Here is a 21992-nt window from a genome sequence, read left to right on the forward strand (position 1 = left end):
GTTGTTTCGCAGAGTTTAGCAGAGAAAAAAAGAGTTTAGCGGAGAAAGTTTTTTAAGAACTCTGCTTAGCTCTAATTTTCTCCGCTAAACCGCCGGGCGGCCCCGTCTGCGAAACAACTTTTAAACTTTTACGCGTACTTCCTCCGGCGAGCAAATTGCCAGATGACGCCCACGAAAGCGACCAAAACCACCGGCCCGAGGAGGTTCAAAAGCTGCCACGGTAAACGATCTTCTTTCATTCGGACTTTATCCAACGGCCTCAACGTCACCTGCTTGGTGCGGGCCGCAATGATCCCGTTGTCGTCCAGCAAATAATTGACCGCGTTGACCACAAAGTCCTTGTTGGCGAAGGTATTTTTCGAGAACCGTTCGTAGCCGAGCGGATAGGGCGCGTTGGTGCGGTAATTGATGTCGTTGATGAGCAGATCGCCGTCGGAGCAAACCAGGATTTTGGTGGATTCTCCCTGCGCTTTAAAAGTCGCAGCGCGCGGGTCGCCGGGCAAAATGCGGTTGGCATAGAGCGACTGAAACCGGCCTTCCAGCAAACACGCAATCATCTGAACGCCATTGTTATAGGTGCGCGGATCGGGTTGCTGCCGGGCTTCGTTGTAGCTCACCAACGCCGGGGCTTTCAGAATTTTGGTGTATTGTGAGGTCATCAGCAAGGGCGTTTTTGCAATGCCCACAGCCTGCACCGTATCGAGTGTGCTCGTAAACCGGGTGTAAATCGCATCCAGATTGCGGACAATCGGACTCTTACCGAAGGTGTTGATTAATGGAAAAAACCGCCACGGCAACATCTGAACATTGGGTTTGTCGCCCATATCGCCGACGTTCAGCGGAATCATAGCGCAGCTCAAATCCTTGATAATGTCGTTGTTAACCCGGATCCCCCAGCGAAAAAACAGATCGTTCAGGTTCAGGTCGAGTGGCTGGGCAAAGGTGCCCTCCCGCCCGACGCTGTCGATTTTCAGGCCATCGACAAAAAACAGGGCCTTGCCGCCGTTGACCACAAACTGGTCAATTTTGTATTTATCGGCTTCCGAAAAGGCGCGGTCGGGTTTGGGAACAATCAGTCCATCGAGCCCCACCAGATCGCGGGATTCCTGCAAATTGATCAGCTTGATGTCGTAAAATTCATTGAGTGTCGCCAGCAGATCGGAAAGCCGGAGCGGTTCGACATTCGTGTACGAAACCGCCACCCCCAGCACTTTTTTCTCCTTGATGGTCAGCCGACGGATGGCCGACGCCAGCTCGTATTCTACGTTTTCAATCGACTGGTTCAACTGTTCTTCCGACGAATTGGAGCGGTTTCCGCGCAGCAGCAAAACCGGCTGTTCGCGGCCTTTGTAAGAAACAATCGCCCACGGAAAAATCAGTTGTTCGGTGCGCTGGTTGCCTTCCGCCGTAAAATTCAGGCTGGTGGGAGCCAGTCCTTTCTGGATCAATTGCGTCTGTTGTTCGGCGCGTTGTTTGGCGTCCGGATTGGCGGTGGGATCGATAAACCGGAACGTCAGGTCTTGTCCGGCCCGGGCCTGAAACTCGTTCAGTGTTTCCCGAATGCTGGTTTCCAGCCGTTTGAAACCAGGCGGCAGCTTGCCCGTCAGGTAGACGTTGACGTGGATGTCGTCATCGAGGTTGGCCAGCAGGTTTTCGGTGGCTTCCGACAGCGTATAGCGTCCATCCTGTGTCAGATCGACCCGAAAAAACAAAAACGACGACAGCAAGTTGACAAGTACCAGGACGGCCAGAACAACACCGAATCGAAAAAGGAATGACTTCATACCTGCGTAAAACGCTGAAAGCAGTTAAGTTGTGCGAAAGTAGAAGAAAAAATGACGGGCCGCACGCTGCATGATCCGCTAAATTTTTCAAAACCGGCGTAGGGGTAACATCAACGATAGCGGTCTTAGGGTCGTAAACGACAAACTACTGAATCATGATCATGAAGAGCCTCCACACCTTCTTTTTTCTGTTTTTGCTGGAATGGACCAGCGCATTCATCCCGGTTTTGGCTGGTGTCCGCGAGTTTCCAGTGCCGCCATCTGCCCCCAACCGGCTGTTTTACATTCAGCGGAGCAATAACACCAACACCGTTATTTATGAAGCGAATCTAACAGCCGGTCGGCGGCTGGATGCGAGCGATCCGGTCAGCGTGTACTGGATTCGGTACGCCGAGCAGGGGCAACGCGAATCGTTGTCGATGATTCAGTGGAAACTGGCGTACGGCTACAAACACAAGACGGCGAATAACAACAGTTTCGAAATTTACCTGAATGCCTTCAAAAAGCGCACCATCTGGGTGGATATGCAACAGGGAAAACCGATGGCCCTGACCACCATTAACGGGCGAAAAGCGTGTCTGCAAAAAGTCTTCGTGCAACTCGAATCCGGTTCGGGCCTGATGCCGAAGGTGCTGTACGTCGAACTGTTTGGCATCGACCCGGTGGCCGGCAATCCGGTGTATGAACGGATGAGGGTCTAAAATCCGGTTTATCGAAACGTCCGGAAAGCGTTGCCAGTTGCTTTGCCAATGTCAGCGCGGCAGCATGGGAAAAAGACGCTTGATTTCTTCCGGGTTAGGCTGTCTTCCGTATTCGCAAATTTCGAAGACTTCAACCGATTTGATCTTTGCCGCCTTTTCCGGACCATACCATTTTTCGACGGAAGCCTTAATTTCCGGCGTCAGGGAAGACCGCTTTTCCATGGCAGCCAGCAACCATTTTTTTCGCTCCACGGGGTCTTTGGGTACGCTAGCCAGATCCTGTCGGGTCCAGGGCAGCCACTCATAGAATTGGGAGGTGTGTGCATCGAGACCGTCTACTTTCTTAGCCAATGTTTCGGTAATATCGATGGCAATGTCGGGCCGGAACGGATTGGGGCGCTGAAAACCGTCGCGAAAATAGAGAAAAACCGGATTTTTAGTCAACGGGGGCACACTGCTCAGCACGTTGGGCACGATGACCAGATAAGCCGCATCCTGCACGATAACGCCCGTATTTCGGTGATCCGGGTGATAATCATTGGTTCGTGGCGCAATCACCAGATCCGCTTTCCATTCCCGGATTTTGCGAATGACTACCAGCCGGTTTTCCAGGGTGGGCATCAGTTCCCCGTCGTGATTGTCGAGCACGTCGTAGGTGATGCCCAGCCGTTTGGCCACTTCCTGGGTTTCCCGGTACCTTCTTTGGGCCAGTTCGCCCCCGCCCATGTCCTGATGCCCGGCGTCACCATTGGTCATCGATACAAATTTCACCTTGTGACCCATGGCGGAATAAATGGCGGCAATTCCGCCCGCTCCCAGGTCGCAATCGTCCGGATGGGCGCCAATAACGATGATGCGCAAAGGCGAGTTTGGCACTTGGGCAAACGTACAGACAGCACTCAGGCAGAGGGCTAGCAGCAGGGTAAATCGCATCTTCAGGGTCATCCGGTTTTGCATGGTATCAACAGGTTAAACGATTGGGCTCAAGACTTTCGCTAAAATAGGGGAAAGCGAAGAAAGATCAATCAGTAGAAGTAGACATCCTGTTTGCTTACCAGACAAACCCTGTTGAGCAAAACGGAGTCAGTATGAAAACAAGGATCGTTGCCCTGGTGTGTTGGGTAGCACTAAGCGTCCCCCTTTTGGCGCAAAACGCGGTGAAAGCCTCTTTCCCGGACGGCAGTCCGATTAGTAGCTGGTTTACGACAAACCGGAAAGTAGACCCGGTTCAACTCGGAAAGCGGTATGTAATTACGGACTTTGGCGTAAAAACAGACAGTACCCTCGTCCAAACCGATGCCATTCAGCAGGTCATCGATGCCGCAGCCCGGAAAGGCGGGGGCGTCATCGTGATTCCGAAAGGAACCTTTAGGAGCGGGGCTTTATTTTTCAAGACCAAAACCCATTTGCACCTGACAGAAGGAGCCACGTTGAAAGGCTCCGATAACATCGCCGACTACCCAAAACTGCCGTCGCGAATGGAAGGGTTGAGTCTGGATTACTTTGCGGCACTGGTGAATGCCTATCAAGTCGACGGTTTTACGATTTCGGGAAAAGGAACGATTGATGGCAACGGGCTGCGTTTCTGGGAGGCCTTCTGGGCCCGGCGGAAAGAAAATCCGAATTGCACGAACCTGGAGGTTTCCCGACCCCGGCTGGTCTTTATCTGGAAATGCAACGATGTGCAGGTGCAGGACGTAAACCTGCACAATGCGGGTTTCTGGACCAGCCACTATTACCAGTGCCGGAACGTAAAAGTGCTGAATGTACACATTTATTCGCCCTACAAACCCGTGAAAGCCCCCAGTACGGATGCCATCGACCTTGATGTCTGTACCAACGTATTGATCAAAGGCTGTTATCTGTCGGTCAATGACGACGCGATTGCTCTCAAAGGCGGCAAGGGCCCCTGGGCCGACCGGGTCCCCAGCAACGGAGCCAACACCAATATCATCATCGAAGATTGTGAATTTGGCTTTTGCCATTCGGCGCTGACCTGCGGCAGTGAAGCCATTCATAACCGGAACATTCTGATGCGCAACTGCCATGTCAGCGAAGCCAGCCGGGTGTTGTGGCTGAAGATGCGGCCGGATACGCCCCAACTGTACGAATACATTACCGTCGAAAACATCAAAGGTCAGGCCCACAGCCTGCTGTATGCCAAACCCTGGACCCAGTTTTATGACTTACAGGGCCGCAAGGACCAGCCGCTTTCATTCGCGAATCACGTGACGCTGAAAAACATTGAACTGGTGTGTGATACGTTCTTCGACGTAGCGGTTTCAGAACGCGACAAACTCACCCATTTTACCTTTGAGAACTTCCTCGTGGAAAGTAAAAACGCGGCCATTGACAAAACCGTCGTCAAGGGGTTTGTGCTCAACAATGTGCGGGTAAATTCTAAATTAATACAGTAAAACATCCCCCATTTTCAGGTACGGTATTAAACAAATTGCCGTACAATGTATAACCATTTAACGGCCATTTTAAAATAAAAAATTCAACATTTAAATCGAAACGAAAATGAAAAATACCTGGACCGATCGTATACGTCTTTCTACGTTTGGAGGATGCTTATTCTTCTTCTCATTATTAACCAGTTCTGTCGTTGAGGCTCAAACCGTCCCTGCTGCTAATTCAGCCAATAGACCAGGAGGTGGAGTGGGGCGGTTATTTCCCGCAACCGTAAAGGATGATAGCCTGGGCTTTGTCTCTATTTTTGATGGAAAAACATTGAATGGGTGGGATGGCGATGCCACCTTTTGGCGTGCTGAAAATGGCATTCTCATCGGCGAAACAACACCCGAAAAAGTCGTTAAGGTCAATAATTTTCTCATCTGGCGCGGAGGAAAAGTGAAAGATTTTGAAATCAAATTTGATTTTAAAATAAACGGAACCAACAGTGGGATGCAGTATCGAAGTGCCGAATTGCCGGAAGTTGGAAAATGGATTCTGAAAGGCTACCAGGCCGATCTGGATTTCACTAATTTATTTACCGGAAATGTTCATGAAGAACGGGGAAGAACCGGGCATGTGGTCTTAGCAAGACGCGGGGAAGTAACGCGGGTGGTCGACGGACCCACCTTTAAATCCGTGGCAAAAATTGCAGACCCGGTTCTGTTGCGGGGGGTAGTCAATACGAATGGTTGGAACGCCTACCATATTATTGCCCGCGGCCCCATCATGATCCATATCATTAACAATCAGGTAATGAGTATATCGATCGATGAAGACTCTAAAAACTTTGTTCCGGAGGGGTTGTTAGGGTTTCAGATGCACGCCGGGCCTCCTTTTATCGTCCAATACAAAAATATTTTCTACAAGAAAATAGAGTCGAAATAGAAGCGGGTTCAGTAAACCTGGGCGAAATTTAATCAACGGCGACTTACTATTCCTTTTACTTCATACGAATGCAACCAACACCCCAACCCGACCTCGCTCCCATTACCCGACATCTGCGGGCCATGTTTGGCTCCCGGCTGCTGATTGCCGCCGTTCACCATCTGGCGGTTTTTGAAGAACTCAGCAACGGGCCGCTGTCAATCGCCGAACTCAGTCAGCGGATTGGGCTGAAAAACCGCCCGGCCAGCGTCCTTTTTCCGGCACTTTGCGCGATGGACATGCTGGAAGTCAACGAAACCGGTGCGCTTCAAGTCACGGAATTAGGGCGGTTTCTCACCCAAAACCAAATCCCGAATCTGATCGGGTACGTTGGTTTGGAAAAGGACGATCCGGGGGCCGTGGAAATGGCGGTTCGGCTGCGGAACGATGGACCTTTGGATACAACGGGCGGTATTTCGTACGTAAAAGAAGGTGACGATCCATCGCCAATGGACGATGCCGACCTGAGCCGGATGTTCACACTCGGGCTGGCCGGACGCGCCCGCGCTCTTTCGCCGATTGTCGCGGAGAAACTTTCGAAAAGCGAGGGTCATTTGCTCGATGTGGCGGGTGGCACTGGTTTTTATACCTACGAATGGCTGTTGCTCAATCCGTCGGCCACGGCCACGATTCTGGATCGCCCGGCAGTTTTGGCCGTGGCCGAAGAACTACTCGATGCGTTTGCCCAAAGTGGTCGTCCTGGCGCCGAAACCGTTAAAAACCGGGTGACGTTCCAGCCCGGCGACATGCTGACCGATGACATCCCGCAGACGGATATTTTACTGGCTGCCAGCTTGTTTCACGACTGGCCGACGGAAACCTGCCAGCTCCTGGCCGACCGGTTTGCTGCCGCCATTCGACCCGGTGGGGAATTGTGGGTGCATGATGCGTTTCTGAACGATGCGCTGGATGGCCCGCTGGCCGTTACCGACTATTCCGCCCAATTGTTCTGGGGCACCAAAGGCCGCTGCTACAGCCGTCGGGAATACCGCGACTGGTTTGCCAAAGCCGGACTGGAACCCACCGACGAGAACCTTCCAACGCAGATGGATTACGGGCTGATCTGGGCGCGGAAACGATAAGACGTTACTTCACCTGTCCGGCTTTTTTCAGGAGGTCGACCACTTTCTCAACCGGCAGTTGCTCAACCTGATACCCGTTGCTGGTGGTCATCGACCGGGCGGCAAAAAGCGAGTTGATGATCGCTTCTTCGGTGGCTTCGATGGCGGCCATAAAGCAGGGCGAAGTCTCGTCATTGCGAAGGAGCTTCACCTCATCGAAGGTGCTTTTCGAGGCATTGGGAATGCGGTTGGCGGTCGAGACGGCGATGACGTAATCGCCACTGCCATTGGAAGCGATGCCGCCCGTGCGGGCCAGGCCCATGAACGCCCGCTTGGCCAGTCGTTTCAGGTTCCGGGCATCCAGCGGGGCGTCGGTCAGCACCACCATCATGCACGAACCGTCGAGTTTTTCTTTAAACGAAAATTTGCCCAGTTCAACGCCGACGGGTACGCCCGCAATTTGCAAAACGCCCCCGAAGTTGGTCTGCACCAGCACCCCAACCGTATAGCCGCCGAGCGAAACCGGCAGCTTTCGGGAAGCTGTGCCGATTCCGCCTTTGAAACCGAAGCAAACCGTACCGGTTCCGGCACCGACATTACCTTCGTCCACCGCACCGGTTTTGGCCTGTTTGATGGCATCCAGAACGTGCTGTTTCGTAACGGGGCGGCTGCGGATGTCGTTCAGACCACCGTCGTTGGTTTCGCCGACCACCGGATTTAACGAGCGCACCTGTTCATTACCGGGTTGTGCGAGCGTGTAATCGATCACGGCATCGGCGGCCGTCGGAACGCCGAGCGTATTGGTCAGCACAATAGGGGTTTCGAGGGTGCCGAGTTCCTCGACCTGCGTGTAGCCCGCCAGTTTGCCAAAACCGTTGCCGATGTAGATAGCCGCCGGGCATTTCTCCTGAAACAGATTGCCGCCATGGGGCAGAATGGCCGTTACGCCCGTCCGCACCCGCTGACCTTCCTGCAAGGTTACCTGCCCGACCCGCACGCCTGGCACATCGGTGATGGCATTGAGAGAGCCGGTGGGCATGACGCCGAAGCGAATGCCGTAGTCGCGGGGGCGTTTGGTCGATTGAGCGTGCATGGTATAGCAACCGGTGAAGAGCAGGGCTGTCAGCAGTACGCGGAAGGCGGTTTTCATACCGGAAAATAGGCAGAGAAGCGGTCTTTTCCAACACGTCGGCGATGCGCCGGTTTGGCTAGCTCGGCTGGCTCGACGGAATTTTCTTCTTCCGCCGTCGCAATCGCAGCATTTTATTGATGTCTTCCTCCGAGGTTTGGTCACCCAGCAAAATGCCCCAGGGCTCCATGCCTTCGACCCGGTCGAAAATCACTTTCAGAATGGCGATGATCGGAATTGACAAAAACATTCCGGAAACACCCGACAGCGCCCCGCCGACCAGTACACCCACGATGGAAACCAGCGCGTTGATCCGCACTTTGGAACCGATGATGACCGGTACCAAGAAGTTGTTGTCGATGAACTGCACCACCAGAAATACCGCCACGACACCCAGCAGCATCGACGGTTCGGGATGGTTGACAAAGGTTACCGCCACCGCCAGACCCGTAGCCACCAGCCCGCCGATGTAGGGAATTAAATTCAGAATGGCCGCAATCACGCCCATTAGAACCGCATATTGAACCCCCAGAACCAGCAAACCGACGGAATTCAGCACGGCCACACAGACGGTTTCGGTCACCAGCCCCACCACGTAACTCTGAATGACGCTCCGGATTTCGCCCAGTACTTCACGAACGCGTTCCGTATGCTGGCTGGTAAACAGCCGGATGATGAACTGAATCAGCATGGCCCGGTAATACAGCAACAAAAAAATATAAATCGGCAGAATCAGCAATGTTCCCAGCGGCCCGGTGATGACGCCGAGGGTTCCGGAGCCCTGCAGCGTGTCCATCGTTTGATCCTGGGCTTTTTTGAGGTATTGATCCTGTTTGCTGTAACTCACATTGTATTCCTGCCGAATCCAGCGCCGGGCATCGTTGTAGAAGTCGCTGAGGTTTTTTTGCAACTTAGGCCAGTCGTCGGCAAAGTGCGCGATCTGCATCGAAATCAGCATGGTTAGCCCTACGATCGCTCCGATGGCCAGAAACAATGCCAGACTAATGGCCACGACTCTCGGTAAACCGCGCCGAACGAGCCAGGCTTCGACGGGGCGCAGCAAAACCGCCAGCAAACCAGCCATGGCAAACGGCACAATGATGTCTTGACCGAGGTAAAACGCGGTCATAATCAGACCCAAAGCCAGAAGCGTGTGAGAAAGCCGGTGGTAAAACGGCGGGGGAGTAACCGAAGACATGGTAGGTGACGTTTACGTAAGTTGTGTGTATCTCCCCGGTCACCTCACTCCTTTCTGCACGTTTTCGGACTGGTTGAATCACCTTTTAACGGGATTGGTGGAAAATTGTTACACAATACCGATCAGGAAAAGCAAAAGCTATTCTGATTTTTACAAGATATATTGAAATCGTGACCTAGTAAATATACCTACCCCGTGTCTGACAAACCAATCAAAAAATAGTAAATTTCTAGTCGCAAAGGTAAGCCTGACATTAGAATCCGATTAGAGACAACCTCGCTATTATTATAATAATAAGTGATTGATCGGTAAAAAATATTCGTAAAATCATATCAATACAAGGATATTTACATCTCCTACTAGTTGTATTTATTCAATAAATCTTCTACTTTTGTAACTGTGTTTAAGTGATCGGGTACTTGCTCGAAAACGCCACACCATTCGGTTTTCCAACCGTCTCTTTTACCCCACCGTAACACTTTTTGAAGCGTCTTTTTGATCCGTGTTATACTATTCGCCCCTTTAAGTTTACGTGTGTATGTCGTTACCGTTGACCCAGCAGCAAGCTGAATCCTCTGATTTTCTGAAAACATTTCCACAGTTCGACTGCCTTTCCGACGCGCTTTATCGTCGGCAGTGCATCGACAAACGCACCGGCGAACTCCACAGCATTCTGCGTCTGGACAAACGGCGGTTCTGCGTCGTGCCTCCCCAATGGACGCGGCAACTGGAAAAAGCCGGGTATCCGGTCGCGGTTCGCTAATAACCAACGGGAATATCGCTTTTCGGAGTTGGTTACACGGGCAATACCGCCTACCTTGCCATTATGAAAAGGCAGATCCGGGAAGTCCGGTATTTTCTATTCGGTCAGCATTTTTCGGATGGCCTGCGTATTACGCTGGCCATCCTGATTCCTTCCGTCATTCTTTACCGGTTTGAGCAATTCGAAACCGGTCTGATCATTTCGCTGGGTGCCTTCTGGGTCAGCATTACGGATGCGCCCGGCCCGGTCGTACACCGGCGGAACGGCATGTTATACGGCCTGCTGGTAGTGGTGCTGGTTTCGCTCATCACCGGTTTTGCCCGCATGAACGTCTGGCTCCTGGGCGTTGAAATCCTGCTCTTTAGTTTTTTCTTCTCAATGTTTGCCCTCTACGGCAACCGGGCCACTGCCGTCGGCACAGCCGGTTTACTGGCGATGATTCTGACCATGGACCGGGAACTGGAACCGGCGGCTGTCTGGCAGTATGGCGCACTCGTTTGCGCGGGAGGACTCTGGTATACGGCCATCAGCCTGACGTTTTCTCAACTCCGCCCCTACCGGGCCGCTCAACAGGCTCTGGGCGAATGCATCCACGAAATTTCGAAATTCCTGATGATCAAGGCCGATTTTTACAGCATCCGGACGGATTTACAGGAAGATTACCGCAAACTGATGGCGCAACAGGCCATTGTCAGCGAAAAACAGGATGCCGTCCGGGAAATCCTGTTCAAAACCCGCGTGATCGTAAAAGAAACGACCTGGACAGGCCGCCTGCTGGTGCTGACGTTCAGCGACATTCTGGATTTGTACGAGCAGATTACGGCGATGTATTACGATTATCCGTCCATTCGGGAACGGTTCGCCAAAACCGGGATTCTGGACGACATTGCCCGGCTCATTCGCCAACTGGCCATCGAAATGGACTACATCGGCCTGGCCATCCAGTCGAACCGCCCCTACAAGAGCCGCAAGGATCTCATGCGGCACCTGGAACGACTCAAAACGAAGATCGACGACATTGGCAAACAGGACACCGAAGGCAGCAACCTGGTGTTGAAAAAAATTCTGATCACCCTCCGCAACCTGAACCAGCGGCTGAACGACATCCATACGTATTCGCCGACGGTTTTGAGCGAAAAACCGCAAAAAAGCAGAGCGACCGAGTATTCCCGCTTTGTTTCGCATCAGGAAATCGACCCGAAACTGGCAGTCAACAGCCTGACACTCAGCTCCTCGATTTTCCGACATTCGCTCCGGGTCACGATTGCCTGTCTGGTCGGTTTTGTGGCCGCTAAACTAATTGCGTATGGCAACCACGGCTACTGGATCCTGTTGACCACTTCACTGATTCTAAAACCGGCGTTCAGTCTGACCAAACAGCGCAATTACGAACGGATCATCGGCACGGTCATCGGCGGATTGATTGGCGTGGGGCTGCTGCTGCTGATTCCAAACACCACCGGTTTGTTCTGGGTGATGCTGTTTCTGATGATCGGTGCCTACAGTTTCCAGCGCACCAACTACATCGTGATGGTCATCCTGATGACGCCTTACATCCTCATTCTGTTTCGGTTTCTGGGTTTAGGAGGCCTCAGCGTGGCCGAAGAACGCGTGGTCGATACGCTGATGGGCTGCGTGATTGCCTTTGCGGCCAGTTACCTTTTTCCGCATTGGGAATCGCAGCAACTCAAGAATCTGCTGCGCGATGTGCTGGTAGCCAACCGCGCATATCTGCGCAAACTGGCCGAAAGCCTGTCGGGAAAACCGCTGACACTACTGGAATACAAACTGGTCCGCAAGGAAGTCTACGTTAGTTCGGCCAACCTGTCGGCGGCTTTTCAGCGCATGACGTCCGAGCCGCAGAGCAAGCAATGGCATAAGAACGAAATCCACCAATTTGTGGTGTTGAACCACATTCTATCCTCCAACATCGCCACCATCACCTCCGCCCGGCTGAACGCCGAGCATCCGTCGGCCTGTTCGCCCGACATCCTGCGTCCCGTCCGGCGTTCGCTGACGGTCTTGAACGAAAGTTTGAAAAAACTCGACCCAACCCCGCCCCAAGCTGCAGCAGAATCCTCCGCTCCTGAGCCGGTGTTGCCGGAAAAACCGGAAACCGTTGTAACGGAAGACCGCTCCCTGAAAGAACAACTGGAGTTTATTCAGAAAGTGAGCCACGACATCGGCAAACTCACCGATGCCATTCTGACCTGAACATCCCGGTTTTTCACCTGTCATATAGCCCCGAATCCGTTGGTAAGAAAGTTCTTTTGCTACTTGGCATTGCACAGTACCTTTGAATCAACAGTAACAAAAAAAGAACACAAAAAAGTAAACAACCAGACTAATAAAACCATGAATACGAAACAGTTGCACCGCATTCCTTCCGAATCCATGCTGGGTGGTGTATCCGCCGGACTCGCTGATTATTTCGGAATCGATAAAGTTTTAGTACGTATTTTCTTCGTCCTGATGGTGGTCATCCCCAACCCCGTCCCCACCGTCCTGATCTACATCGTTTTGTGGATCATTATGCCGAAAGGCGAGCGGTATCTGACAGCGCACCCCGATCCGCATCACCAGACCCGATAACCCGTACCTGTGCTTATAAAAAAAGCGGACCTCCACGTCCGCTTTTTTGTTTTCAACCCGTTCCTGTGAAGGGCCGTTTACTCCGCACTCAAATTCAAAATCTCGTTAATCAGCCAGACGCCGTTGGTGCGCACCAGTTTGCATTCATAACTGGCCAGCAGGTCGAACGCCACACTGGCGCGGTCTTTCCGGACGGTCACGTTGGTGATTTTCAGTTTATTCAGGGATTTCAATTGCAGATCTACCTCCTGACTGAGCAGCACCAGATCGTATTCAAAACCGGTCGGCGGGCCTTCGGTTTGTTGGGTTAACTGAAACCCCTGTTGCCGTTGCCGAAAATAAATCCGCCATTCGTTCAGAAACGTATTCGTCAGCAGGTGGCTGCTTTGGAGGTAAGCCAGGTATTTCTCACCGTTTTTAAAATTGACTGCATACGGTTTCCCCGGTTTCTGATCGACCAAAATAATGCGGCTCACCGAGTCGATGTGGTTTTTATACCAGTCCAGCAATTTCACGACCGCCCTTGCGGCCGCAGCCGAATCGCTGGCAACCGCCGAAACCGCAACGGATTGATAACCATTTTTTTCGGGCATCGTATCAACGCGATAACCGGCTACTGCCAGCACCACGAGAACGCTCAGAATCAGTCCTTTTATCATGACTTTCGGGTGGATAATGGGTTGATATTCTTCACTCTGGTCTGGGTTGCGTATGACTTTCCAGCAGCTTTTTAAAAACCGTATACGCTGGCGGGGTATCGTCCACATCGGCGTACAATTCCGCGTGTTGGGCCATTATTTTCTTCAAATCATCGCCCTTCGGTGTCCGATAAGCCGGGTTGGCCCCCTGCTTCAGCAACAGTTGGCAAATGTCCCACATCTGCTCCCGGGCCGCATACATCAGGGGTGAATAATTCGCGTCGTACGTCGTTTCATCATCCGCCATCACCGCGTTGGGATCGGCACCCCGGTCGAGCAGGAGCCTGACTTTTTCCAGTGGGTCGTCGCCATACCGCATCACTTCAATCAATATCGGATTACCGCCCGCAGGCCGAAAGTTGGGATCGGCACCTTTGTTCAAAAACCACTTGAGCAAAACCGCCGGGCCGTGTTTACAGACTCTGAAATGCGTCGGTACGTGCTGCGGATCAGCCCCCTGGATGGTGGCCCCGTGGTCGATCAACAGCTTCAAACACGCCATCATTTGCGTGATGTTCTGGCTGGTGGCGGCTCTCTCGCCCGCAAAATCAAGGAGGGTTGTCCCGTAATGACCGGGTTCGTCCAGGTGCGGAACCGGCTGTTGCAGCAACTGCCGAAGCCGGGTGGTGTCGGCGGCACCGATGGCGGCCGCAACGTCCCGGCGGGGTTTGTCGTTGAAGAAGATTGAACCGTTGGCCCGGGCCACTTCAACCTGGCCCTGTGTCCGTGAATCGAGGTATTGGTTGGCTAAACGGGACAAAAGGAGGAGTCCCGGTGCCAGCATAAGAATGAGTATGATGACCTTCGGGATCGTATACGGCAGGAGGTTAAGCCCAAAAAATACCACCAGGACGAAAGCGACGACATAGGCCAATGCCGTGTCCAGCCCCCGGGTGGCCGCATCCCCTCCCGATCGGCTCGGGTTCAGCAGCATATACAATACCCAACTCCCGTATAAACCGATCAGAATCCAGTTCAGTATGGCAATGACTTTCATACACCCTTCATTAAGATTTTTTGGCCGCCTTTATGGTCAGGAACGTCTTGAAAGCCTGGTAGTCTGCCGGCAGACTTTTCCGATCTGTATACGGTTCTTCGAACTTAGCCAGCACGGTTTTCAGATCTTCGTCTTCCGGAGTACGGTAATCCGGGTCGGCTCCGCGTTCCAGCAGAAGCTGGCAAATGGCCCAGGACTGTCGCTGCGCGGCATACATCAGGGGCGACGTAAACGGCCTGATCGTGTATTCATTGCTACCGGCGGGCGCATTCGGATCGGCTCCGTGATCGAGCAATACCTTTACTTTCTCCAGTCGCTCGACATCCAGATCCATCACTTTAAAAAGAAGCGGACTTCCGTCGTGCGGCCTTTCGTTGGGATCAGCCCCTTTGGCGAGAAACCACTCCAGAAGAGCGGGTGAACCGGTTTCGCAAACGAGAAACTGGGTGGGCAGATGCAACGAGTCTGGCCCCTGAAGAGTGGCACCGTGTTCCATCAGCAGTTCCATGCATTGCAGGATCCGTTGCGGGTTCTGGCTCCTGACCGCCGTCATGGCCGCAAAATCGAGCAGCGTCGTGGATTGGTAGCCGCTTTGATTGATCTGGCGTGGGGTCTTTTGCAACAGCGTTTTCAGTTGCTCCACATCACCAACCGCCACGGCAGCCGCAATTTGCTGCCGCTCCACATCCGGAAAGTAGAACGAGCCGTTTTCCACAGCCACGGCATTTCTACGCTGTTTTTGTAATTCAAAATAATTACTAATGCCGTTGTACAGGCCGAAAACCGCAGGCAATGACAGAACGATCAGCGCGGTGATCTTCGCAAAACGATACGGCAACAGATTGAGAACGATGAGACCGGCCAGCACCAGCGTGGCAAAAATTGCCAGGCCCGATTCCATGCCCCGCCCGGCAGCATCATTGCCCGAGCGGTTTACAGTCATCAGAGTAAAAATGACCAGTGCTCCGTAGATGCCGATAAAAATCCAGTTGGTCGTGGTAATGATTTTCATGCCCCGAAGATGGGAATACCAACCGGCGAACGCCATCGAAAATCAACACTGAGTTGGTTTGGGTTAATAAGTAACGCCGGTATCCAACGGCTGCCTTGACCACCGGGGTTTCACTCGATAGATTTCCGTCATAAATTTTAGTCCAACCACCGTTTTTGAACAAACTTAAAGTAACTTAGGTAACTGAATTACAGGGAGTTTTTTGTGTTTACTATTTTCATGGACCGAATTCCGTTATGAAACGATATCTCACACTCCTGCTGGTCATGCTGTCGATTGCCAGCCGCGCCAATTCCATCCTGATTCCGATGGACGATCGCCAGAAAAACCACTTAAAGTCATACGGGATTGCCTACTTTGTTCTGAAAGCCGGGCTGGAAGTCGACTGGCTGCTGAACTACCGGGGCGGGAGTTTTATGATCAAACACAGCCCGACCGTCGAAACCGAGTGCCGGGTTCGGGGCATTTCTTTCGAGATCATATCAGATGCCGATGCCAACACCATTCAACAACAAATTTCCAACCCGGACCTGAACATGGCGTCGGTCAAGCTGGTGTCGGCCGCCCGGATCGTGGTCTATTCGCCGATCAAGGTCAGCCCGTCCGAATTTGAAAATACGGATGCGGTTTTACTGGTGCTCAAATACGCCGAAATTCCGTTTGAAGTGGTGTATGACGAAGAAATTCTGAAGGGCGATCTGGCCAAATACGACTGGATTCACCTGCACCACGAAGATTTTACGGGTCAGTATGGCCGCAACACGCGCCGGATGTCGGCAGAAGATGTCAAGGCGCAGGAAGACATTGCCAGGAAATTCAATTACCCGAAAGTGTCCCAGATGAAACTGGCCGTTGCCAAGAAAATCCGCGATTTCTGCGCCGGGGGCGGCTATATGTTTGCCATGTGTTCGGGCGCCGAAACGTTCGACATTGCGCTGGCGGCCGAGGGCGTCGACATTGTGAGCAGCACCTACGACGGCGACGGCATTGACCCCAAAGCGCAGTCGAAACTGGATTTTGAAAAAACCGTCGCCTTCCAGAACTTCACCCTCGAACTCGACAACGGCTACGGCGGCATGGCGTTCTCCGATATCAACAGCTCGGCGGGGCGGTTTGGCGGTGGCTGGGATCAGCCATCGGGCTATTTCAACCTGTTCAATTTCTCGGCGAAATGGGACATGATTCCCGCCATGCTCGTTCAGAACCACGAATCGAACATCAAGGAATTCCACGGCCAGACCACGGCTTTTCGCAAAAGCACCGTCAAGCCCAATGTGCTGGTGATGGGCACCAGCCCTTCCTCCGACCGCTACATCTACGGCGAAGTCGGCATCGGCCAATGGACGTTTTACGGGGGCCACGACCCCGAAGGCACGCGGGGCGGAGGCTGGCGAATGGCTACCGACCTGAACTTACACCCCAATTCGCCCGGTTACCGCCTGATTCTGAACAACGTGCTGTTTCCATCCGCCAAGAAGAAGAAGCGGAAGACGTAAAACCGCTGTCAGGGTTCGGTTTGCCGCAGAATCGCGGCTTGTTGGAGGGCATTTTTCAGTTCTTCAATCACAATCGGTTTGGCGATGTAATCGTCCATCCCCGCGTGCAAACACGCTTCACGGTCGTCGGCCATGGCGTTGGCCGTCATCGCAATGATGGTCGGTTGGCGGCCTGGCTGCTGGCGGATGCGGATGGTGGCTTCCAGGCCGTTTACTTCCGGCATCTGCACATCCATCAGAATGACGTCGTAAAACCGCCGTTTCACCAGATCCAGCACTTCGGCACCGTTTTGGGCCAAATGTGCCTGATAGCCCAGTTTACTCAGAATGTTGAGTGCCAGTTTCTGATTGGCCGGGTAATCTTCCGCGACCAGAATCTGCAGGGGATAGTCTTTGGAAAACTGATCCGACAGCGCGTGGTGGACGGCTTTGGCGGCAACCGCCCGGGGTTCTACCGATTGCTTGAGTTGCTTCTGAACCACATCAAAAAGCTGCTGCTGCTTAACGGGCTTGGTCAAAACCGCCGAAAAAAGCTCCGGATACGATTTGCGGCTTTCTTCACCAATGGAACTCAGCAGAATGATCGGCAGGGTCAGGTTTCGCCCGCGAATGGCCCGCGCCAGTTGTACCCCGTTCATTTCCGGCATTTGCATATCCGTAATAACCAGTTGAAAAGGCGCTTCCTGGTTCATGATTGCCAGGGCCTGCTTGCCCGACGAAGCCGCTACCACCACGATTTTCCACTGCTCAAGGTGGGCCTTCAGAATGGTCAGATTCGTGGGGTTGTCATCGACGAGCAAAACCCGTTTCCCATCGTTTTCGCCGGTATTGAAGAAAATATATTGCCGCTGGGCCTGCTGGCTGATCTGACATTGAATCGTGAACGTGAACGTCGTTCCCATCCCGATCTTACTGTCGACCGTAATTTCCCCGCCCATGAGTTTGACCAGCCGCTCGCTGATGGCCAGCCCGAGGCCCGTGCCGCCATACCGCCGGGTCATGGACGAATCGACTTGCGAAAAGGCTTTGAACAGCCGTTGCAGTTTGTCTTCCGGAATGCCGATACCCGTATCCCGAACCCGAAAAACCAGTTCCAGTTCTTCATCGCTAATCCGCCGTTGCAAACCAATGCTGACAAACACTTCGCCCCGCTCGGTGAATTTGATGGCGTTGCCCACGAGGTTGATCAGAATCTGACGCAGGCGCAGGCTGTCGCCAATGATCTGGTTCGGAACCGGATGGTCGATTTCATACACCAGATCCAGTTCCAGTTCGGCGGCTTTGCTGGCAAACAGATCGAGGACGTCTTCCACACAATGCCGCAAATCGACGTCCTGGAGTTCCAGTTCCAGACTCCCGGATTCGATCTTGGAAAAATCAAGAATGTCGTTGATCACGCCCAGCAGGTTGGTTCCGCACTGGTGAATGGTGTCGACGTATTCGTGCTGCTCTTCCGACAATTCCGTTTCCTGCAATAAATAGGTCATTCCCAGCACGCCGTTCATGGGCGTCCGGATTTCGTGGCTCATCGTGGCCAGAAAGACGCTCTTGGCCTGGTTGGCTTTTTCGGCTTCTTCCCGCGCGTGTTTTTCCTGCAACCGTTGTTCGTGGATTTCTTCGACAAGAACCTGCAAATGTTCTGATTGGGTCTGGATTTCTTCCGATTGGTACAACACTTCGGCGGTTCGTTCGCCCACTTCTTTTTCCAGCTCGTTTTTCTGGTTTTCAATGGCATTTACCCGATACCGATACAAGCCATAGGCACCCAGCAGCAAGGCCAGCACCAGGCCGGTTCGAAACCACCAGGTTTCCCAGTAGGGCGGGGTAATGACGATCCGGAGCGAGGTTCCCCGCTCATTCCAGACGCCGTCGTTGTTGGACGCCCTCACCCGGAAAACGTAATCGCCGGGGTCCAGGTTGGTGTAGGTTGCCATCCGGGCATGACCGGCGTAAATCCAGCCCCGGTCAAATCCTTCCAGTTGATACGCATACTGGTTTTTTTCGGGCAGGCTGTAATTCAAAGCCGCAAAGGTCACTGAAAACATCGACTGCCAGTAGGCCAGCGTAATGAGGGTGTTTTCATCGATGCTTTTTCGAAGCAGCGAATCCGGAGCCCCAATGGCAACGGGTTGATTAAAAAGCTGGAAATGGGTGATAAAAACCGGTGGAATCGCCGAATTGTCGCGCAAGCTATCGGGATCAAACGCGTTCAGACCGTTGGTTCCGCCAAAGAAAAGCTCACCCAGCCGCCCCTTAAAAACCGCCCTCCGGTTGAACGAGTTGCCCTGCAAGCCATCGCTGATGCCGTAATTCCGGAAGGTGCCGGTCTGTGGATTAAACCGGGTAAGCCCCTGATTGGTGCTGATCCAGAGGTTTTTCCGACGGTCTTCTGCCAGCCCCTGGATCACATCATTCGGCAACCCCTCCGGCTGACGGTATACCGTAAACGTTTGGGTTTTGGCATTGAATTTATTGAGCCCGCTGTCGGTGCCCACCCATACCGTGCCGCCCGCATCTTCGTAGATGCTGTTGACCAGATTATTGCTCAGACTTCCGGGCACATTTCGGTTATACCGGTAATTCGTAAAGGTGTTGCTCCGGCGATCGAACCGGTTTAGCCCACCACCTTCCGTGCCGACCCAGACCGTACCGCCCCGGTCGCAATACAACGCCCGAATAACCGCATGGCTCAGGGTGCCGGGTTGGGCCGGATCAGGCCGGTAGTGCGTAAATAAACCGGTTTTCTTATCGTAACGACTCACTCCGGCGCCGAGCGTCCCGAGCCACAGATTGCCTTCATGGTCTTCGGTAATAGCGCAGATACTTTCGTGGCTGATGCCGTCCGGGCCGTCACTCCTCGGAAAATTGACAAACTCACCCGGTTCCTTTTCCCACCGGCTCAGTCCGCCCTTGTAACTACCCGCCCAAATCCTGTGTTCACGGTCTTCAAAAACGCACATCACGAAGTTGCTGCCGATGCTGCGCGGACGATCGGGGCGGTGCATAAACCGGGAAAACTGATTCGTTTTGCGGTTCAGGCGATTCAGCCCCCCACCGTCCGTCCCCATCCAGAGGTTCCCTTCGGCATCTTCCAGAACAGACAACACATTGTTGTTACTCAGACTATTGGGGTTGTAGCGGTCTTTTTCATAGCGTTCAAATTTTCGGGGTTCACGGTCGTAAAAATTGATTCCTCCGCTGTAGGTACCGATCCACATATCCCCTTTTCGATCCCGGCAGATGGCATAAATCGAGCCGTTGTTCAAGCCTTCGCTGTTGGTTTCGCTGAAGGGATGGCGGGTAACCGTAGCGAGATCTTTGCTCAGAATGCTAATGCCGCCGTTCCGGGTGCCTATCCACAGACTCCCCGTATTACCTTCTTCCAGCGAAATGACGTCGTTATGGCCAATGGTGTTGACATCGGTTTTGCTGTTTTGAAACCGGGTAAACGTGTGCTGATCGGCATTCAGCAGGTTCAAGCCACCGCCTTCGGTGGCCACCCAGATCCGGTTTTGCGAATCCTGCAGGAGGGCGGTGACGTTATCGTTGCTCAGCGAACCCGAATCGGCGGGGTTGTTGACGAAGTGCCGGAAAGTTTGCGTCGTCGCATCGAACAGGTCCAGTCCTCCCCCGCCGGTTGCCGCCCAGAGCCGTCCTTTCGCATCGACCAGCATATCGTAGATAAAATCATTCCGCAGACTCCGTGGTTTGGCAGCATCGTGGGTGAAATGGGTGAAGGATTGCCGGGTAGGGTCGAAACGGTTCAAACCGCCACCGTAGGTGCCGACCCATAGCATTCCCTGACGGTCTTCCGCAATCGAGATCACCTGATTGTGACTCAGGCTGTTGAGCTTGTCGGCCGTCCGCTGAAAGCTGACAAAGTTGTCGGTTTCGCGGTTAAAGAGATTCAAACCGCCGTCTTCCGTGCCGACCCACAGGCGGCCTTTGTGGTCTTCGTAGAGTGCCCGGATAAAATTATGACTCAGGCTGTTCGCTTTTTTGGGGTCATTCCGATATACGGTGAAGGTATAGCCATCAAACCGGTTTAGACCGTCCTGCGTGCCAAACCACATAAAACCGCGCTTGTCTTGTAAAATACAGGTTACATTGTTCTGAGATAACCCTTCGTTGGTGGTAAGGTGTTTGAACCGTATCGGAACGGCCCGGGCGTTAAATGGCTGAACCTGCAAGAGGAATAGCAACAGAACAGCACATATTACTTTCATACAAAGCCCGCTGCGTTATTTTTTTGTAAAATAACTATTTCTCAACAAATTATAACCATGTCTGACAATTGTACTATTCCATCAAAAACCGTGCGTGAAATTGTATTCGCAGAAAACAGTTCTGTTATCTATTGATTTTTCATGTTGCCCTATTCACCAAACCCCGCTCAGTGTCAATTATCGCTTAAATAGTGCGTTATCGGTTCGTTATTTCGATCCATCATGGAACGATTTTTTACCTTGTTCGTCGCCAGCCTGTGTGCGGCTCCCTTGTTTTATTTTTTGTTTTCCGAAGTGACCGTGGCCCTCAACAGCGATGCTGTCGGCCCGGATGCCCGGCTGGGAGTAGCCTACCTGGCAACCTGGGGCGGTTTTCTGGCGGCATTCGTCGGCTTCTTCGTAGTGTGGTTTCTGGCGCGGTATTTCCTGGCCGAAAATTACATCCGGTATCTCCAGGTCTTCGACGGTATTGCGCTCATCGGCTGGTTCGTATTGTACCTGAACTGGTCGGATCAGCAGGAATACCGGCTGGAATACCCCGATCACCGGGCGGTGGTGGAGGTGGAACTGCGTGCCACGCAATCTTTTCTCAAGGGCGCGGCCATTGACTCGATTCTGATTCCTCAATTCATCGGGCAGGACCTGGACAACCCGCATCCCGACCGGATACGGCAAGAGGAAAATTTTGTGATTTTACCGTGGGAAACCACCCCGATCAGTCTAAAAAAATGGCACATGCGGGTATTCGTTCACAATACGCCGGTCGATTTTCCGCTTAATCTGCCCAAACGACCGCAGGCATCGACGGATTGGTCGGCCTGGCTGATTCCGTCCGAAAAACAGGAAGATCCTTTGCCCGATGGTGCCCTGGAACACCTTGCGCTCCGGTATCGCTTCCGGCTGATTCCCCACGGATCGCCGGAATAAATACTCTATATAGCAACTGAGCCGCCC

At 52.9% G+C, this 21992-nt stretch carries 17 protein-coding genes; 9 read left to right on the forward strand and 8 right to left on the reverse strand.

Annotated elements, in window-relative coordinates; all coding sequences use genetic code 11:
• Positions 1–128: 128 nt before the first annotated feature.
• A complete protein-coding gene (gene gldG, locus DUE52_RS08155; RefSeq protein WP_114405492.1) occupies positions 129–1784 on the reverse strand; it encodes a gliding motility-associated ABC transporter substrate-binding protein GldG in 1656 nt (551 codons plus the stop codon).
• Positions 1785–1945: 161 nt separating this feature from the next.
• On the opposite strand from gldG, the gene DUE52_RS08160 reads away from it, so the two are divergent.
• The gene (locus DUE52_RS08160; RefSeq protein WP_165840893.1) at positions 1946–2485 is read left to right on the forward strand and encodes a DUF4833 domain-containing protein; all 540 of its coding nucleotides are present in this window, start codon (positions 1946–1948) and stop codon (positions 2483–2485) included.
• Between the two features lie 51 nt (positions 2486–2536).
• Here the strand turns inward: DUE52_RS08160 and DUE52_RS08165 are convergent, their stop codons facing one another.
• Positions 2537–3442, reverse strand: coding sequence for a PIG-L deacetylase family protein (locus DUE52_RS08165; protein WP_114405494.1), 906 nt, complete (start codon positions 3440–3442; stop codon positions 2537–2539).
• Positions 3443–3573: 131 nt separating this feature from the next.
• Here DUE52_RS08165 and DUE52_RS08170 point away from each other — a divergent pair, with 131 nt between their 5' ends.
• The 3 genes from DUE52_RS08170 to DUE52_RS08180 all read left to right on the forward strand — a co-directional run bounded on the left by DUE52_RS08170 (position 3574) and on the right by DUE52_RS08180 (position 6948).
• Positions 3574–4902, forward strand: coding sequence for a rhamnogalacturonidase (locus DUE52_RS08170; RefSeq protein ID WP_114405495.1), 1329 nt, complete (start codon positions 3574–3576; stop codon positions 4900–4902).
• 106 nt (positions 4903–5008) lie between these two features.
• Positions 5009–5827: a 3-keto-disaccharide hydrolase gene (locus DUE52_RS08175; protein ID WP_114405496.1), complete on the forward strand. Its 819-nt coding sequence runs from the start codon at positions 5009–5011 to the stop codon at positions 5825–5827.
• A 68-nt stretch (positions 5828–5895) separates the two neighbouring features.
• Positions 5896–6948 (forward strand): methyltransferase, encoded by a 1053-nt coding sequence (locus DUE52_RS08180; RefSeq protein WP_114405497.1) that lies wholly within the window; start codon positions 5896–5898, stop codon positions 6946–6948.
• A gap of 4 nt (positions 6949–6952) precedes the next feature.
• Here the strand turns inward: DUE52_RS08180 and DUE52_RS08185 are convergent, their stop codons facing one another.
• Both DUE52_RS08185 and DUE52_RS08190 read right to left on the reverse strand, forming a co-directional pair.
• Entirely contained in the window at positions 6953–8077 is a 1125-nt protein-coding gene (locus DUE52_RS08185; RefSeq protein WP_114405498.1) for a DmpA family aminopeptidase, read from the reverse strand.
• A 58-nt stretch (positions 8078–8135) separates the two neighbouring features.
• A complete protein-coding gene (locus DUE52_RS08190) occupies positions 8136–9254 on the reverse strand; it encodes an AI-2E family transporter (protein ID WP_114405499.1) in 1119 nt (372 codons plus the stop codon).
• 538 nt (positions 9255–9792) lie between these two features.
• On the opposite strand from DUE52_RS08190, the gene DUE52_RS08195 reads away from it, so the two are divergent.
• The 3 genes from DUE52_RS08195 (at position 9793) to DUE52_RS08205 (ending at position 12609) form a co-directional block, all read left to right on the forward strand.
• On the forward strand, positions 9793–10017 hold the full coding sequence (locus tag DUE52_RS08195) for a hypothetical protein (protein ID WP_114405500.1): 225 nt from the start codon (positions 9793–9795) through the stop codon (positions 10015–10017).
• A 63-nt stretch (positions 10018–10080) separates the two neighbouring features.
• Positions 10081–12231: an FUSC family membrane protein gene (locus DUE52_RS08200; protein ID WP_114405501.1), complete on the forward strand. Its 2151-nt coding sequence runs from the start codon at positions 10081–10083 to the stop codon at positions 12229–12231.
• Positions 12232–12372: 141 nt separating this feature from the next.
• A complete protein-coding gene (locus DUE52_RS08205; protein WP_114405536.1) occupies positions 12373–12609 on the forward strand; it encodes a PspC domain-containing protein in 237 nt (78 codons plus the stop codon).
• Between the two features lie 77 nt (positions 12610–12686).
• Here DUE52_RS08205 and DUE52_RS08210 read toward each other — a convergent pair whose 3' ends face one another.
• The 3 genes from DUE52_RS08210 to DUE52_RS08220 are packed head-to-tail and all read right to left on the reverse strand — an operon-like array spanning position 12687 to position 15316.
• Complete coding sequence (locus tag DUE52_RS08210) at positions 12687–13268, reverse strand: hypothetical protein (RefSeq protein WP_229312102.1); 582 nt, start codon at positions 13266–13268, stop codon at positions 12687–12689.
• Between the two features lie 31 nt (positions 13269–13299).
• Complete coding sequence (locus tag DUE52_RS08215) at positions 13300–14304, reverse strand: ankyrin repeat domain-containing protein (RefSeq protein WP_114405502.1); 1005 nt, start codon at positions 14302–14304, stop codon at positions 13300–13302.
• 10 nt (positions 14305–14314) lie between these two features.
• A complete protein-coding gene (locus DUE52_RS08220) occupies positions 14315–15316 on the reverse strand; it encodes an ankyrin repeat domain-containing protein (protein ID WP_165840894.1) in 1002 nt (333 codons plus the stop codon).
• Positions 15317–15552: 236 nt separating this feature from the next.
• Between DUE52_RS08220 and DUE52_RS08225 the strand changes: the two genes are divergently transcribed.
• Positions 15553–16812: an asparagine synthetase B gene (locus DUE52_RS08225; protein ID WP_114405504.1), complete on the forward strand. Its 1260-nt coding sequence runs from the start codon at positions 15553–15555 to the stop codon at positions 16810–16812.
• A gap of 8 nt (positions 16813–16820) precedes the next feature.
• Here the strand turns inward: DUE52_RS08225 and DUE52_RS08230 are convergent, their stop codons facing one another.
• Positions 16821–21038, reverse strand: coding sequence for a hybrid sensor histidine kinase/response regulator (locus DUE52_RS08230; RefSeq protein WP_114405505.1), 4218 nt, complete (start codon positions 21036–21038; stop codon positions 16821–16823).
• Positions 21039–21260: 222 nt separating this feature from the next.
• Here DUE52_RS08230 and DUE52_RS08235 point away from each other — a divergent pair, with 222 nt between their 5' ends.
• On the forward strand, positions 21261–21965 hold the full coding sequence (locus DUE52_RS08235) for a hypothetical protein (RefSeq protein ID WP_114405506.1): 705 nt from the start codon (positions 21261–21263) through the stop codon (positions 21963–21965).
• Positions 21966–21992: the final 27 nt, after the last annotated feature.

This window comes from Larkinella punicea (genome assembly GCF_003334855.1).
Lineage (GTDB): Bacteria > Bacteroidota > Bacteroidia > Cytophagales > Spirosomataceae > Larkinella > Larkinella punicea.

Excerpts from the sequence above, each read along its gene's own strand:
- DUE52_RS08160 (WP_165840893.1), top strand. The coding sequence starts at position 1,946 with ATGAAGAGCCTCCACACCTTCTTTTTTCTGTTTTTGCTGGAATGGACC.
- DUE52_RS08200 (WP_114405501.1), top strand. The coding sequence starts at position 10,081 with ATGAAAAGGCAGATCCGGGAAGTCCGGTATTTTCTATTCGGTCAGCAT.
- DUE52_RS08225 (WP_114405504.1), top strand. The coding sequence starts at position 15,553 with ATGAAACGATATCTCACACTCCTGCTGGTCATGCTGTCGATTGCCAGC.
- DUE52_RS08175 (WP_114405496.1), top strand. The coding sequence starts at position 5,009 with ATGAAAAATACCTGGACCGATCGTATACGTCTTTCTACGTTTGGAGGA.
- DUE52_RS08180 (WP_114405497.1), top strand. The coding sequence starts at position 5,896 with ATGCAACCAACACCCCAACCCGACCTCGCTCCCATTACCCGACATCTG.
- DUE52_RS08230 (WP_114405505.1), bottom strand. The coding sequence starts at position 21,038 with ATGAAAGTAATATGTGCTGTTCTGTTGCTATTCCTCTTGCAGGTTCAG.
- DUE52_RS08165 (WP_114405494.1), bottom strand. The coding sequence starts at position 3,442 with ATGCAAAACCGGATGACCCTGAAGATGCGATTTACCCTGCTGCTAGCC.
- DUE52_RS08190 (WP_114405499.1), bottom strand. The coding sequence starts at position 9,254 with ATGTCTTCGGTTACTCCCCCGCCGTTTTACCACCGGCTTTCTCACACG.
- DUE52_RS08215 (WP_114405502.1), bottom strand. The coding sequence starts at position 14,304 with ATGAAAGTCATTGCCATACTGAACTGGATTCTGATCGGTTTATACGGG.
- gldG (WP_114405492.1), bottom strand. The coding sequence starts at position 1,784 with ATGAAGTCATTCCTTTTTCGATTCGGTGTTGTTCTGGCCGTCCTGGTA.
- DUE52_RS08185 (WP_114405498.1), bottom strand. The coding sequence starts at position 8,077 with ATGAAAACCGCCTTCCGCGTACTGCTGACAGCCCTGCTCTTCACCGGT.
- DUE52_RS08235 (WP_114405506.1), top strand. The coding sequence starts at position 21,261 with ATGGAACGATTTTTTACCTTGTTCGTCGCCAGCCTGTGTGCGGCTCCC.
- DUE52_RS08220 (WP_165840894.1), bottom strand. The coding sequence starts at position 15,316 with ATGAAAATCATTACCACGACCAACTGGATTTTTATCGGCATCTACGGA.
- DUE52_RS08210 (WP_229312102.1), bottom strand. The coding sequence starts at position 13,268 with ATGATAAAAGGACTGATTCTGAGCGTTCTCGTGGTGCTGGCAGTAGCC.
- DUE52_RS08170 (WP_114405495.1), top strand. The coding sequence starts at position 3,574 with ATGAAAACAAGGATCGTTGCCCTGGTGTGTTGGGTAGCACTAAGCGTC.
- DUE52_RS08195 (WP_114405500.1), top strand. The coding sequence starts at position 9,793 with ATGTCGTTACCGTTGACCCAGCAGCAAGCTGAATCCTCTGATTTTCTG.
- DUE52_RS08205 (WP_114405536.1), top strand. The coding sequence starts at position 12,373 with ATGAATACGAAACAGTTGCACCGCATTCCTTCCGAATCCATGCTGGGT.